12 protein-coding genes are annotated in these 14,556 nt (G+C 68.8%); 6 read left to right on the top strand and 6 right to left on the bottom strand.

The features are described 5' to 3' along the window. The 6 genes from F793_RS0103860 to F793_RS0103885 form a co-directional block, all read right to left on the bottom strand. On the bottom strand, positions 1–524 hold a 524-nt coding region (locus F793_RS0103860), incomplete at its 3' end, for a hypothetical protein (RefSeq protein ID WP_019592777.1). A gap of 19 nt (positions 525–543) precedes the next feature. Beyond that, positions 544–2,679, bottom strand: a complete 2,136-nt coding sequence (locus tag F793_RS0103865; protein WP_038037149.1) for an adenosylcobalamin-dependent ribonucleoside-diphosphate reductase — start codon at positions 2,677–2,679, stop codon at positions 544–546. A 107-nt stretch (positions 2,680–2,786) separates the two neighbouring features. Beyond that, on the bottom strand, positions 2,787–3,506 hold the full coding sequence (locus tag F793_RS0103870) for a 2OG-Fe(II) oxygenase (protein WP_018882599.1): 720 nt from the start codon (positions 3,504–3,506) through the stop codon (positions 2,787–2,789). 118 nt (positions 3,507–3,624) lie between these two features. Then, the gene (locus tag F793_RS0103875) at positions 3,625–4,392 is read right to left on the bottom strand and encodes a molybdopterin-binding protein (protein ID WP_018882598.1); all 768 of its coding nucleotides are present in this window, start codon (positions 4,390–4,392) and stop codon (positions 3,625–3,627) included. 22 nt (positions 4,393–4,414) lie between these two features. Beyond that, positions 4,415–5,509, bottom strand: a complete 1,095-nt coding sequence (gene hemH / locus F793_RS0103880) for a ferrochelatase (protein ID WP_018882597.1) — start codon at positions 5,507–5,509, stop codon at positions 4,415–4,417. A gap of 128 nt (positions 5,510–5,637) precedes the next feature. After that, on the bottom strand, positions 5,638–6,219 hold the full coding sequence (locus F793_RS0103885) for an HNH endonuclease (protein ID WP_018865548.1): 582 nt from the start codon (positions 6,217–6,219) through the stop codon (positions 5,638–5,640). Positions 6,220–6,597: 378 nt separating this feature from the next. Between F793_RS0103885 and F793_RS0103890 the strand changes: the two genes are divergently transcribed. From F793_RS0103890 to F793_RS0103915, 6 genes are all read left to right on the top strand, one after another. Continuing rightward, the gene (locus F793_RS0103890; RefSeq protein WP_038037147.1) at positions 6,598–7,731 is read left to right on the top strand and encodes an NAD(P) transhydrogenase subunit alpha; all 1,134 of its coding nucleotides are present in this window, start codon (positions 6,598–6,600) and stop codon (positions 7,729–7,731) included. After that, positions 7,728–8,039 carry an NAD(P) transhydrogenase subunit alpha gene (locus F793_RS0103895; protein ID WP_017942675.1) on the top strand — a complete coding sequence of 104 codons (312 nt, stop codon included), beginning with the start codon at positions 7,728–7,730 and terminating at the stop codon, positions 8,037–8,039. Before F793_RS0103890 ends, F793_RS0103895 begins: the two co-directional genes overlap by 4 nt. Next, the gene (locus F793_RS0103900) at positions 8,036–9,424 is read left to right on the top strand and encodes an NAD(P)(+) transhydrogenase (Re/Si-specific) subunit beta (protein ID WP_018882595.1); all 1,389 of its coding nucleotides are present in this window, start codon (positions 8,036–8,038) and stop codon (positions 9,422–9,424) included. The genes F793_RS0103895 and F793_RS0103900 overlap by 4 nt, the downstream gene beginning before the upstream one ends. 480 nt (positions 9,425–9,904) lie before the next feature. Continuing rightward, a complete protein-coding gene (locus F793_RS0103905; protein WP_018882594.1) occupies positions 9,905–12,109 on the top strand; it encodes a primosomal protein N' in 2,205 nt (734 codons plus the stop codon). 87 nt (positions 12,110–12,196) lie between these two features. Then, positions 12,197–13,960, top strand: a complete 1,764-nt coding sequence (argS, locus tag F793_RS0103910; RefSeq protein ID WP_018882593.1) for an arginine--tRNA ligase — start codon at positions 12,197–12,199, stop codon at positions 13,958–13,960. Positions 13,961–13,963: 3 nt separating this feature from the next. Continuing rightward, complete coding sequence (locus tag F793_RS0103915) at positions 13,964–14,554, top strand: SPOR domain-containing protein (protein WP_018879639.1); 591 nt, start codon at positions 13,964–13,966, stop codon at positions 14,552–14,554. Positions 14,555–14,556: the final 2 nt, after the last annotated feature.

Below are 14,556 nucleotides of genomic sequence, written 5' to 3' on the forward strand. Positions count from 1 at the left end.
GGGCGGGGGTGGCCGTCGGGGTCGAGGAAGCCGCGGCGCTGGAGGATGCGTTGCAGGGCGTGGGCGATCGCGGCGACCTCGGAGGGGTGATACAGCGGCTTGCCGTACTCGTTTTCGCCGCAGCGGACCGGGCCGCGGTCCCAGGTGACCTTGCGCAGGTCGCGCAGGGCGCGGGCGGCGTAGCCGCCACGGGCCGCCAGCGACAGGCTGCGCATAGTGGCGGAGATCCACTGGTAGGACTCGGAGTGCTGTCCGGTGGGCAGGAAGAATTCGATCGGGCGTTCGATGGTCACGCGCTCGCCGCTGACCGTGCCGGAGACGGCGACGAAGCTGACCACCAGATAAACCGTCTGCGGCCCGTCCTGGGTCCAGTAGCGCACCTTCTCGGTGACCGACTCGAGTTCGCCCTCGGGGCGCGACGGAATGCGTTTGCCCAGCGGGTGATCGTCGCTGCCGGACGCGCCCTCGCCCTGCGGGGTGTCCGAGCGGCGAAAGGCGATGATGGGCTGGTCGATCCGGTGCATCGTGTCCTCCCCGACGGCGTCAGACGTCGTCGTAATAGCCCTCGTCCAGCGCGGCGAAGAGATTGGCAGCGGTGTGGATCTGGCCTTCGTACTCGACCTCTTCGTCGCCACGCAGGGTCAGTTCCCGGCCGTCCGCCAGGGTGAAGGTGTACCAGGTGCTGCGCAGGCGCTCGGGGTCCATCAGCACGCCCATCTGCGCCTGCGGGTTGGGCCGGTAGGTGGTGCAGCCCTTGAGCCCGACGCGCCAGGCCTGCAGGTAGACCTGCTGGAAGTCCTCGAACGGGATATCGCTCGGGACGTTGAGCGTCTTGGAGATGGCCGAGTCCACCCACGGCTGCGCGGCGGCCTGCATGCGGATGTGGGCATCCACACTGACCCGATCCGCGGTGATCGCGTTGGCGGGAAGATCCCCCGGCCCCGCCTCGGCATCGACGCGGGCGCGGTAGGCCAGCAGCTCAAACGAGTAGCAGTCCACGGCCTCGCGGGTGCGCCGCCCGGGGCGACGGATGTTGCGCGTGGTGTGGTGGAGAAAGGTTGGCTCGATGCCGTTGCTCGCGTTGTTGGCGACCGAGAAGCTGATGGTCCCGGTGGGCGCGATGGAGGTCGCGTGGGTAAAGCGCGCGCCCTCCTCGGCCAGCGCCGCGACCAGCGCCGGGTCCTCCTCGGTGATGCGCTGCATGTAGGGGCTGAAGCGGGCATGCAGCTCCCGACCCTTCAGCACGTCGCCGACCTGATAGCCGGCCTCGGCCAGCGCCGGCTGACGCCGGAGCATGTCCGCGGTCAGCGTGAAGTCCTCGTCCATGATCGGCGCCGGGCCCTTCTCGCGCGCGAGCTCCAGTCCGGCGCGCCAGCTCTCCAGCGCCATGCGACGACAGACCTCTGCGGTGAAGTCGGCGGCCGACTCGGATCCGTAGGCCTCCCCCAGCATCGCCAGCGCCGAACCGAGCCCGAGGATGCCCATGCCGTGGCGGCGCTTGCGCAGCATCTCGGCGCGCTGCTCCGGCAGCGGAAGCCCGGAGATGTCCGCGACGTTGTCCAGCATGCGTGTGAACACGCGCACCACCCGCTCGAAGCGTTCCCAGTCGAAGGCGGCGTCGGCGCTGACCGGCGCGGACACGAACCGGGTCAGGTTCACCGACCCCAGCAGACAGGCCCCGTCCGGCGGCAGCGGCTCCTCGCCGCAGGGGTTGGTGGCGCGGATCACCTCGTCGAACCAGGCGTTGTTCTGGCGGTTGACCTGATCGATCAGGATGACGCCGGGTTCGCCGACGTCATAGGTGCTGCGCATCAGCGTGTCCCACAGCTCGCGGGCGCGCACACAGCGGTAGACACGGCAGGCCACCCGGCCCTGGTCGTCGACGCGGTAGCCGTCCTCGACCACCGGCCAGTCGCGATAGACAAGCTCGGATGTCGCCACCCGGTCCTGCTCGACGGGCAGCAGCGGGAAGGCGAGCGCCCATTCGTCGTCGCGCTCCACGGCCTCCAGAAAGGCATCGCGCACCAGCACGGACAGGTTGAACTGGGTCAGCCGCCCCTTGCAGCGCTTGGCGAGGATGAAACGCTCGATATCCGGATGACCGATGTCCAGCGTTGCCATCTGCGCCCCGCGGCGACCACCGGCCGCGCCGATGGTGCGGCAGGTCTGGTCGAAGATCTGCATGAACGCGACCGGGCCGTTGGTCGGCGCGCCCGCACCCGCGACCAGCGCACCCTTCGGGCGCAGGGTGCTGAAGTCGTAGCCGATCCCGGCCCCGGCCTTGAGCGTCAGGCCGGCGGCGGTATTGGCATCGAGGATGGCCTGCAGCGAGTCCCGGATCGTGCGCGATACGGTGCAGTTGATCAGTGTGGTCTGCGGCTTGTACACCTCGGCCCCGGCATTGGCCAGTATCCGCCCGGCCGGGATGGCGCCATTGTCCAGCGCCCAGCGGAACTCGCGCTCGATCGGCGCGCGCTTCTCCGGCGCCTCGACCGCCGCGAGGGCCAGGGCGACACGGTCGAACATCGCCTCGACCGAGGCATCCACCGGCTCGCCCCGGGCGTCACGCAACTGATAGCGCTCGGCCCAGATCGAAGCCGAAGAGGGCTGCAGGGGCACGTCAGGCGACGTGTCTCGGGGGAGGCGATTGTTGCCCTGCCTTTGCCGGCTCTTGCCCATATTGGCCCGCCGCGTTGCGCTCGACCGAAGGGCGCTGAGGCCCTCTCCCGATCATGGGCGCCGGCGCCGCAGGCTGCAAGAACGCGCCGCGACCGGTTTCAGAAGCGTCAGAAGCGGTCGAGCCCGGCGAGCGGGTTGGCAAGCTCGCGTACGCGCATCCAGGAGGCGATGCTGGCGCGCCAGCGGTGGGTGGGCAGGACCGCGTGCGGCACGGTCTGGCTCAGGAACATCACCAGCGTGCCAGCCGTCGGCTGGATGCGCTGGCATTCGCGGCCGGCATCGTCATAGATCGCGAGCTGGCCGCCGTCCTGCTCGTGCCAGTCGCGGTTCAGATAGAACACCAGCGACAGCCGGCGGCAGTTGCCGGCCTGGAAGGCATCCACATGCCGGGCGTAATGGGTGCCGGGCGGGTACAGGGCAAAGTGCGATTCCGTCTCGAACAGGCCCGGGATCAGCGACCGGCCCACCTCCAGCCGTATCGCATCCAGGCGCTCCATGAACGCCTGCTGGGCCGGGCTGGCACCATCCAGCCAGTGGATCCAGTCACCGCGGGTGGCCCGGTCGCGATGGCGCTCGCCACCCCGACCGATCCGCGCCTGCGCCAGCTGCGCGGCATCACGCAGGGCGTAGATCTCGTCATGCAGCGCATCGACCGTCTCCTCAGGCAGGAAGTCGGGCCAGACACACCGCTGATCGCGCATCAGCGCATCCAGCCAGCCTGCCGGCTCACGGCCCTCGGGAACCGGGGATTCGATGACCGCTGGCGCGCGGGACGGGAGCGTGTCGGCAAGGTCCGACCACTCGGGGCCGGGAACGGGCAGATTCACGGGCGGGGTCTTCCATTCGGGCCGCCAAAGCGGCGCGCAGGCGAGTGCCTGCAAAGCCGCAATATACCGCGCCCGGCCCGGCGCGCAAGCACTTTCGACGGGGTATGCTCGAACGGCGTCAGTGGCTCAGAAAACCGCCGGCGATCAGGTGCTGGCGCAGGGCCGCCTGGCCCTCGGTGACGCGGGCGCGCGGGCCGCGCAGGCCCAGTTCGACCTGCGGGGCCTGGCGGTCCATACGCGGCAGGCAGGAGATGCGCAGGTCGGGGAAGGCCGCCTCCATCGCCTCGAGGATCGGGACGAGGCGGCTTTCGGTAACGTTCTCCAGGCGCAGGGTTTCCTCGATGGCGCCGGCGGCGGCGTCGCGGTCAGGAAAGCGCTGCTCCAGGACCCAGCGGGCCATCGGCTCGGCCATGGCCGGGAAGCCGGGCACGCAGTGGTGGCGTTCGCAGCTGAAGCCGGGGATCCCGTTGACCGGGTTGGGAATCAGGCTGGCGCCTTCGGGGAGCTCGGCCATGCGCACGCGGTGGGGCCAGGCCTCGGCGCCGAAGCGCTCCTCGAGGATGGCCATGAACTCCGGGTGCGGCACCAGCGGCCGGTCCAGGGCCTCGGCCAGGCAAGCGCGGGTCCGGTCATCCGGGGTCGCGCCGATGCCGCCAAAGCTGAACACCTCGGCGCCGCTTGCCAGGGTTTCGCGGAAGGTCTGCGCCAGCACACGCGCGTTGTCGCCAACGATACGCAACCAGGCGAGCTCAAGGCCCTTCTCCCCCAGCGCCTCGGTCAGGTGTGCCTGATGCCGGTCGCGGCGCTTGCCGCTGAGGAGTTCGTCGCCAATGATCACGGCGCCGATCTCGCCCGTCTCGGTGGGCGCTTGCTCCCGTTCGGCCATCACGGGTCGTTCCATCGCAGCGTTACTGTTTGGTGCCCAGCGCGAGCGCGCGCTCGCGGGCCGCGGCACGCGCCTCGGGGGCGTTGTCCGGATCGTTGAGCCACGGCGCCAGATGCTGGTGCAGCAGCCCGGCCAGGAAGTCGAGGTGATCCGCGCGGTCGTTCAGGGCCGGGATGTAGTGGAAGCGTTCGCCACCGGCTTCCTGGAAGATCTCGCGGTTCTCGTCGCCGATCTCCTCGATGGTCTCGAGGCAGTCCGCGGAGAAACCGGGGCAGATCACATCCACCGAGCGCACGCCCTGCCCCGGCAGGGCCTCCATCGTCTTGTCGGTATAGGGCTGCAGCCACTCCTCGCGACCGAAGCGCGACTGGAAGGTCACCTGCCACTGGTCGTCGTTCAGCCCCAGCGCCTGCGCCAGCTTGTGCCCGGTGGCATGGCACAGGCAGTGGTAGGGGTCGCCCTGCAGCAGGTAGCGCTTGGGGATGCCGTGGAAGGACATCACCAGGCGGTCGGCCTGGCCGTGTGCCTTCCAGTGCTCGCGCACACTGTTGGCCAGGGCCTCGATATAGCCGGGCTGGGCGTCATAGGCGGCGATGAACTGCAGGTCCGGCACCCAGCGCCAGCCCTTGAGTACCTCGGCCACGGCGTCGAAGGTGGAGCCGTTGGTGCTGGCCGAGTACTGCGGGTACAGCGGCAGGACGACCACGCGGCGCACGCCCTGGCGGCGCAGCTCGTCCAGCCCGGCGGCGATCGACGGGTTGCCATAGCGCATGCCCAGCGCAACCGGGATCGCCTCCCCTGTCTGTTCGGCGAGGCGGCGGCGCACGCCCTCGGCCTGGCGCTTCGAGATCGCCAGCAGCGGCGAGCCCTCGTCCGTCCAGACGGTGGCGTACTTGGCCGCCGAGCGCTTCGGACGGATGTTCAGGATGACGCCGTTGAGGATCAGCCACCAGATCGGGCGCGGGACCTCGACCACGCGCGGATCCCAGAGAAACTCCTTCAGGTAGCGGCGCAGAGCGGGCGCGGTGGGTTCGTCCGGCGTGCCGAGGTTGGTCAGCAATACGCCGACGTCGCGCGCCTGGCCGTGACGATAATCCGCTTCTCCGAAGTACTTCATGGGGCTCCTTGCAGGCATGGGGTACGGGGACTCCCTGTCGGAGTGCCCGAGGGGCATTTTGGTTCAGGACCCGATCGGGTGTGTGGCAAGGATACCGCGGCGGGGGCGGCCCGCGCGCCGGGCCGGGATCAGCCGAGGCGGCCCCGCAACGGGCTGGTGCGCGGGAAGTGTGCCTGCAGGAACTCCATCTGGTCCGCGAGCACGCGCTTGCCCTTGAGGAAGATGTATTCCGCGTGCGTGGGCGTGAACGGGATGGCCAGCAGCTGCATCCCCGCCTCTTCCGGCGTAAACCCGGCCTTGTGGTTGTTGCAGCGCTTGCAGGCGGTGACCACGTTGGTCCAGGTGTCTTCGCCGTTCTGGCTGATCGGGGTCACATGGTCGCGCGACAGGTCGCGCTCGGGGTAGGCATTACCGCAGTAGAGGCACAGGTGGGCATCGCGGCGGAACAGCGTGGTGTTGTTGAGCGGGGGGATGTAGTCGTTGAAGCGGGACTGGCGGGTCCCAAAGGTGGCGATGATCGAGTTGACTTCGACCCGCGACTGCAGCCCGGTGCGGGCGTTGATGCCGCCGCGCATGCGATAAAGCGGGCTGCCACAGGTGTAGGCCACCTGCTCGGTGTAGTAGAGGCGCACGGCCTGCTCCAGGCCGATCCACTCCAGCGGCATGCCCGCGGCGTCCGTGCGCAGGACCTGATGCTCGTTCGGCAACATGACCCGTCCCGTCTCAAGGAAACACGGATTTGCTCACGCGGGGTCGAGTGAACAAATCCATGCCCCCTTTGGGAGACGCTGATTGAATCGCACGCCCGCGTCTCCCTCAGCGCAACACTGACCGGAAAAACAATAAACAGCCTTCGAGAACAAAGCAATTACAACGCCATGACCCGAGGTATCGTACGCTCCGCGGCCCGGAACAAGACCCTGCAAGCGCAGGACACGGTTTAAGCACGGGGGCGATTCCGCTACACTCGCGGGTCGTTTTTTGTGCGGCATGCCCGCTTCAGGCGTGCCGCATCCGATTTCACCACCCGCGAGCGCGGCTGATCGTCCCAGGGGAGTACCGGGACGTTTGGCCCGGGGAGAGAGCGCATGGCAATCAAATTATCCGTTCCCAAGGAGTCCGCCAGCGGCGAACGTCGCGTGGCCCTGGATCCGACGGTGGCGGCCAAGTTCAGCGATCTGGGCGTCACCGTGCAGCTGGAGAAGGGTGCCGGCTCCAATGCCCATTTCCCGGACACGGCCTACGAGAAGGCCACCGTGGTCGATACCGAGACGGCCTACGGCCAGTCGGACCTGATGGTCCGCGTGGCCCCACCGACGGTGGAAGAGGTCAACCAGCTGCCGGAGGGCTCCACCGTCGTCAGCCTGTTCCATGCCCACCGCAATCCGGACGTGGTCAAGGCGATGCAGGAGCGCAAGATCCTGAGCTTCGCGATGGAGCTGATCCCGCGCATCTCGCGCGCCCAGAGCATGGACGTGCTGTCGTCGCAGGCGGCCGTGGTCGGCTACAAGGGCGCGATCATGGGCTCGGATCTGTCCTGCCGCTTCTTCCCGATGCTGACCACCGCGGCCGGCACCATCCGCCCGGCCAAAGTCATCGTGATCGGCGCCGGCGTGGCCGGGCTGCAGGCGATCGCCACGGCCAAGCGCCTGGGCGCGATGGTCGAGGCCTATGACGTGCGCTCCGCCACCAAGGAGCAGGTCGAGTCGCTGGGTGCGAAGTTCCTCGATCTGGGCGTCTCCGCCGAGGGTGAAGGCGGCTACGCCCGCGAACTGACCGCGGAAGAGAAGAAACAACAGCAGGATGCCCTGGGCGAGTTCATCTCCAAGGCCGACGTGCTGATCACCACCGCCGCGATCCCGGGCCGCGACGCGCCGAAACTGGTCCCGAAGGACATGGTCGAGGGCATGAAGCCCGGCGCGGTCATCATCGACCTGGCGGCCGAGGGTGGTGGCAACTGCGAACTGTCCAAGCCGGGCAAGACCAGCAAGCACAAGGGCGTGGTGATCCACGCGCCGCTGAACGTGCCCTCGCAGGTGCCGCTGCATGCCTCCGAGATGTATGCAAAGAACCTGCTCAATTTCCTCACGCCGATGATCGCCGAGGGCGGCGAGTTCCAGCCGGACTGGGATGACGAGGTCATCGCCAAGAGCGTGCTGACCCGCGACGGCGAGATCGTGCACGAGGCCACCCGCGAGGCCCTGAAGGGAGCGAACTCATGATCATCGAAGGCTTTATCGCGCTGTACATCTTCATGCTCGCGGCCTTCACCGGCTACGAGATCATCTCCAAGGTGCCGGTCATCCTGCACACCCCGCTGATGTCCGGTTCCAACTTCGTCCACGGCATCGTGCTGGTCGGGACCATGGTCGCGCTGGGCCATGCCACGACCCCGCTGGAACAGGCCATCGGCTTTGTCGCCGTGATCCTGGCCGCGGGCAACGCCGTGGGTGGCTACGTCGTCACCGAACGCATGCTGGAGATGTTCAAGACCAGCAAGAAGGACGACAAGAAGGGAGATAACGCATGAGCATGATCATCAACCTCGCCTATTTTGCGGCGGCGGTACTGTTCATCGTCGGCCTCAAGCAGATGTCCTCGCCGACCACCGCGCGGCCGGGCATCATCTGGGCCGGCGTGGGCATGGTGATCGCCACGCTCGTGACCTTCGTGCATCCGGAGATCTCCGGTGGCGTGAACTACACCCTGATCATCCTGGGTATCGCCATTGGTGGTGCGCTGGCCTGGTGGAGCGGCAAGAAGGTCGCGATGACCGACATGCCGCAGATGATCGCGCTGTACAACGGCATGGGCGGCGGCGCCGCGGCCGGTATCGGTGCGATCTACCTGCTGCAGGCGACCCCGGAAACGGTCAGCAACACCGGCCTGGCGATCGCCGTGACCGGCTCGCTGATCGGCTCGGTGGCCTTCTCCGGCTCGCTGGTGGCCTACGCCAAGCTGCAGGGTCTGATGAAGAAGACCTTCACCTTCGCGGGCCAGCAGGTCGTGAACATCGCGATCTTTGCCATCACCGTAATCCTCGGCTTCATGATGGCCACCGGCGGCGGCGAGATCGGTTCGGTGACGCTGCTGCTGTTCTTCGTCCTGGCGCTGGCCTTCGGCATCCTGATGACGCTGCCGATCGGCGGCGCCGACATGCCCGTGGTCATCTCGCTGTACAACGCCCTGACCGGCCTGGCGGTCGGCCTGAAGGGGATCGTGCTGGACAATCCGGCGCTGATGATCGCCGGTATCGTGGTCGGCGCGGCCGGTACGCTGCTCACGCAGCTGATGGCCAAGGCGATGAACCGCCCAATCAAGAACATCCTCTTCAGCCAGTTCGGCGGCTCCGCCGGCGGCGCCGAGGAAGAGATCGAAGGCACGATGAAGGAGATCCAGGCCAACGATGCCGGGATCATGATGGCCTACGCCGAGAAGGTCATCATCGTGCCGGGCTACGGCATGGCCGTCGCGCAGGCGCAGCACAAGATCTGGGAATTCACCCAGCTGCTGCAGAAGCGCGGCGTGGACGTGAAGTTCGCGATCCACCCGGTCGCGGGCCGCATGCCCGGGCACATGAACGTGCTGCTGGCCGAGGCCGGCGTGCCCTACGACATCATCTTCGACCTCGACGAGATCAACGAGGAGTTCAAGACCGCGGATGTCGCGATGGTGATTGGCGCGAACGACGTCGTGAACCCGGTGGCCCGGACCAACCCGGAATCGCCGATCTACGGCATGCCGATCCTGAACGCCGACCAGGCCCACAACGTCATCTGCGTGAAGCGCGGCAAGGGTTCCGGTTTCTCGGGCATCGAGAACCACCTGTTCTACGCCGACAACAACCAGATGCTCTACGGCGACGGCCAGAAGGTGGCCGCCGAGCTCGTGGCATCGGTCAAGGCCCTCGGCTAGTAGCCCGCCCCAAATGCGAGATCCGGATACGGGTCCCGCCACCGAAACCCGGCCAACCGCCTCGCGGTGCCGGGTTTTTTGTTGGCTCGGGAAACACTGCTCAATGTACACACTGGCGCTCGAGTCGCTTTTGCGTGCGCATGAATCACTGTTTCCTCAAGGCCCGATGAACACCCGGGACGGCGTCACAATTGTACACACCCTGTACAGACTACCCACAAGCGATGAAACCAACGGCCGCTTAGCACACAGAGCGCGCACTCCGTTTCACATAAACCCCGTAACTATCTGTTTATTCGATTCTTTTGGCTTCTGGTCGATTTTTGGCCAATCCAAGACGCCCCCAGCAGTAACAAGCATTTAGGGCCCTTCCCCCCGTTTCACCCACAGAGTTATCCACAGCTTTTGTGGATAACAACCCGACCCACCCTGAGACAACCGACTCCCCCTTCCCGGGCCCCGACGCAGTAAACTGGACCCATGCCCGTCGCGCCCCGAATCGCCCGCATCGCGCTGGATCGCCCCCTGGATCGGCTGTTTGACTACCGCATCCCCGAAGGCCTGTCGCTCACGCCCGGACAGCGGGTTCGCGTGCCCTTCGGCCGCGGCTCCACGGTCGGGCTGGTGGTCGATCTGGCGACCACCAGTGACGTGCCGCCCGCACGCCTGCGGGCGGTGAACGAGGCCCCGGAGAGCGAACCGCTCCTCTCGCCCCGCCTGCTGGAGCTCCTGCGATTCGGGGCCCGCTACTACCATCACCCGCTGGGCGAGGCCCTGCTGGGGGCACTTCCACCGGCCCTGCGCCACGGCGACCCGTTGCCGGCCCTCACCCCCGAAACCCTGTGGCGGATCACCCCCGAGGGCACCCGCGCCCTGGCCGACGGCCTCGCGCGCGGTCGGCGCCAGCAGGCGGTCCTCCGCGCCCTGGAGCCGGGACACGCGGCCACGGCCCTGGATCGCGCCACCCTGGCCGCCGCGACCGGCCTGCAGCTGGCCCCGCGCGAACTGCGCGACTACGAGGGGCGTGGCTGGCTGGAGGCGATCACACCCGACCCGAAACAGCCGCCACCGCCGACCACCAGCGACCACGATCTGACCCCCGACCAGCGCGCGGCCGTGGAGGCCCTGACACCCGGGACCGGCGCACCGCTGCTGCTGGAGGGCGTGACCGGGAGCGGCAAGACCGAGGTCTACCTGCAGATGGCCGACCGCGTGCTGGCAGGCGGGCGCGCCGTGCTGTTCCTCATCCCCGAGATCGCCCTGACCCCGCAATTGAGCACGCGCATCCAGCAACGGTTTCCCGGGCAGGTCGCCCTGCTCCACTCCGGCCTGGCCGAGGGCGAACGCCTGCGCGCCTGGGAGGCCGCCCGCCAGGGTCAGCGCCGCATCGTCGTCGGCACCCGCTCGGCCCTCTTCACCCCGCTGCCCGACCTCGGCCTGATCATCGTCGACGAGGAACACGACAGCGCCTTCAAGCAGCAGGACGGGTTCCGCTACAACGCCCGCGACCTGGCGATCAAGCGCGGCCAGCTGGAGCAGGCCGCGGTGGTTCTGGGTTCCGCCACCCCGACCCTGGAGAGCCTGCACGCGGCCACCACGGGCCGCTACGCCCACGCCCGGCTGACCACACGCCCGGACGGGACCCGACCACCCACCGTCGAGACCGTGGACACGCGCGTACACCTCCCGGACGAGGGCCTGACCGCCCCGCTGCTCGACGCCATGCAGCAGACCCTGGCGGCCGGCCACCAGTGTTTTCTCCTGCTCAACCGCCGCGGCTTCGCCCGCGTACTGGCCTGCGACGCCTGCGGCTGGGTGGCCGAGTGCCCGGATTGCGATGCCCGACTGACCATTCACGCGCACAACCCGCGCGCTGTCTGTCACCTCTGCGGCCACCAGGAACCCCGCCCCCAGCGCTGCCCGGAATGCGGCGAGCCGCTGGCGCAGCGCGGCCTCGGCACCCAGCGGCTGGAACAGGCCCTGGCGCGGCACTTCCCGACCACCCCCCTGATCCGCCTGGACCGCGACAGCATCCGTCACAAGGGCGCGCTGGAGGCGGCACTGGACCGTATCCGCCAGCTGGATGCCGCGATCGTGGTCGGCACCCAGATGCTGGCGAAGGGTCACGACTTCCCCCAGGTCGGACTGGTCGGTGTGATCGACGTGGACCAGGGCCTGTTCAGCGTCGACCTGCGCGCCACGGAAAACACCCTCCAGCTCATCGTGCAGGCCGCCGGCCGCGCCGGGCGTGGTTCCGGCGGCGGTCGCGTGCTGCTCCAGACCGGGCATCCCGACCACCCCCTGATTCGCGGCCTGGATGCCGCCGACTACCCGGCAATGGTCGCGCCCCTGCTGGAGGAACGCGCTGCTGCCGAGCTGCCGCCCCATGGCCACCTGGCCCTGGTCCGGGTCGAGGCCGGCGATGCCGAGACCACCCGCCGCCACGCCGAGCGCGTCGCCACCCACCTGCGCAGCGCCGCGACCGAGGGCCTGCGGGTACTGGGCCCGGCCCCCGCGCCGCGTCACCGCGTCAACCGCCGCTTCCGCGAACAGATCCTGCTGCAGTCCACGCGCCGCAACCCCCTGCACGAGGGCCTCGCACAGGCGCGCCACGCCTGGCAGGCCGACGACCTGCCGCGCGGCACCCGCATCGCCATCGACATCGACCCCGTCTCGCTCGCCTGACCCGTTCCCGCGGCAGGTGCCGGGGCGGCACGTGCGCCGCTTCCGGGTTAGAATGCGGCCCTTTTTACACGACGGATCGAGCCCCTCTTGAAAGACACCCTCACCGAGGCCCTCGCGGCCGCCCTGGAGACCCTGGTGGCCGATGGCCGTGTACCCGCCGATCACGGTGTCGAGGTGCAGGTCACGCGCGCCCGCGACCGCGAGCACGGCGACTTTGCCAGCAACCTCGCGATGCAGCTCGCGCGCCCGGCCAAGAGCAAACCGCGTGACCTCGCCGAGGCCCTCAGCGCCGCAATGCCCGAGGTACCCGGTCTCGCCGCCACCGAGATCGCCGGCCCCGGCTTCATCAACTTCCGCCTGGCCGCGGATGCCCGCACGCTGGTGCTCGGCCGCATCGCCACCCAGGGCGCCGACTTTGGCCGCTCCAGCGTGGGCGGCGGTCGCCCGGTGCAGGTGGAGTTCGTCTCCGCCAACCCCACCGGCCCGCTGCATGTCGGCCACGGCCGCGGCGCGGCGTTCGGCGCCACCGTCGCCGACCTGCTGGATTTCTGCGGCTTCGATGTCACCCGCGAGTACTACGTAAACGACGCCGGGCGGCAGATGAACATCCTCGCCGCCAGCGTCTGGCTGCGCTATCTGGAACAGCACGGGGTGCAGGTCCCGTTCCCGGCCAACGGCTATCAGGGTGACTACATCTACCCGGTCGCCGAGGCCCTGACCGCACAGATCGGCGAACAGGCCGTGCACGCGACCGAGGCCGTCACCCGCGACCTCCCGCCGGACGAGCCGGCCGGTGGCGACAAGGAGATCTACATCGACGCGGTGATCGCCCGCGCCCGCGAGCTGCTGGGCCCGGAGCTGTACCGCACGGTGTTCGACTGCGGCCTGAACGCCATCCTCGAAGACATCCGCGACGACCTGCGCGAGTTCGGGGTCGAGTACCAGTGCTGGTTCTCCGAGCGCAGCCTGGCCGACTCCGGCGCGATCGATGCCGCGGTGCAGGATCTCGAGGCGCACGGCGCGCTGTACGAGAAGGACGGAGCCCTGTGGTTCCGCTCCACCGACTACGGCGACGACAAGGACCGCGTGGTGCGCCGCGAGAACGGCGACTACACCTACTTCGCCTCCGACATCGCCTACCACCGCGAGAAGTTCCAGCGCGGCTTCGAGCGCGTGATCAACATCTGGGGCGCCGACCACCACGGCTACGTCCCGCGCGTGCGCGCCGCCCTGCAGGCCCTGGGCCTGGAGGCCGACCGCCTGGACGTGCTGCTGGTGCAGTTCGCGATCCTCTACCGCGGGGGCAAACGCCTGCCGATGTCCACCCGCGCCGGGCAGTTCGTGACCCTGCGCGAGCTGCGCGACGAGGTCGGCTCGGATGCCGCGCGCTTCTTCTATGTGCAGCGCCGCTGCGACCAGCACCTGGACTTCGACCTGGACCTGGCCAAGTCGCAGTCCAACGACAACCCGATGTACTACATCCAGTACGCCCACGCGCGCATCGCCAGCGTGCTGCGCACTGCGGCCGAGCGCGGCCATGCCGCCAGCGCGCTGGACGACGCCGGGCTGTCCGAGCGCCTGACCGAGCCGCAGGAAGACGACCTGCTGGACCGGCTCGACCGCTTCCCCGAGGTGATCGCGGCGGCCGCCGAGGCCTGCGAGCCGCACCAGATCGCCCAGTACCTGCGCGAGCTGGCTGCCGGCTTTCACGCCTACTACAACGCGGTGCCATTCCTGAACGCGGAGGATGCCGCCGTGATCGGCGCACGCCTGGCCCTGCTGACCGGGGCCAAGCAGGTGCTGCACAATGGCCTGCGCCTGCTGGGCGTGACCGCCCCGGAACGGATGTAGACCATGGCCCAGGCCCGCAAGACCCGTCGCAAGTCCACCCCGCGCAAGGCCGCGCGCCCGATCCCCGGCTGGGTGTGGATGCTGATCGGCCTGCTGATCGGGCTGGGCATTGCCGCCGTGCTGTACCTGCAGGGGGCCGACCGCTCACCGGACCTGGGCGCGCTGTTCGGCGACCCGGGAGCCGAGACCGCCGCTCCGGCCCCGACCCCGGCCCCCGTGGAGCGCGACACCGTACCGTCGGACGACGAACCGCGGTTTCGCTACTACGAGCTGCTGCCCGAGGACGAGATCCGCGTACCAGAGTCCGAGCGCGACACCCCTGCCCCGACCCTGCCGCCCGCCGCATCCCCCAGCGAGGGGGAGCCGGTGGTCTTGCAAACCGGGTCGTTCCGCCGCTTCGCCCAGGCCGACGAGATGAAGGCCCGCCTGACCCTGCTGGGCCTCGACCCGCAGGTGCACGAGGTCGAGATCCAGGGTGATACCTGGTACCGCGTGTACCTCGGCCCGTTCAGTGACGAGGACCGCGTGCGCCAGGCGCTGGAGCGCCTGCGCACCGAGAACATCGAGGCCCTGCGTCTGCGCTACCAGGGCTGACC

This window comes from Thioalkalivibrio sp. ALE22, from assembly GCF_000381445.1.
In the GTDB taxonomy this organism is placed as follows: Bacteria; Pseudomonadota; Gammaproteobacteria; order Ectothiorhodospirales; family Ectothiorhodospiraceae; genus Thioalkalivibrio.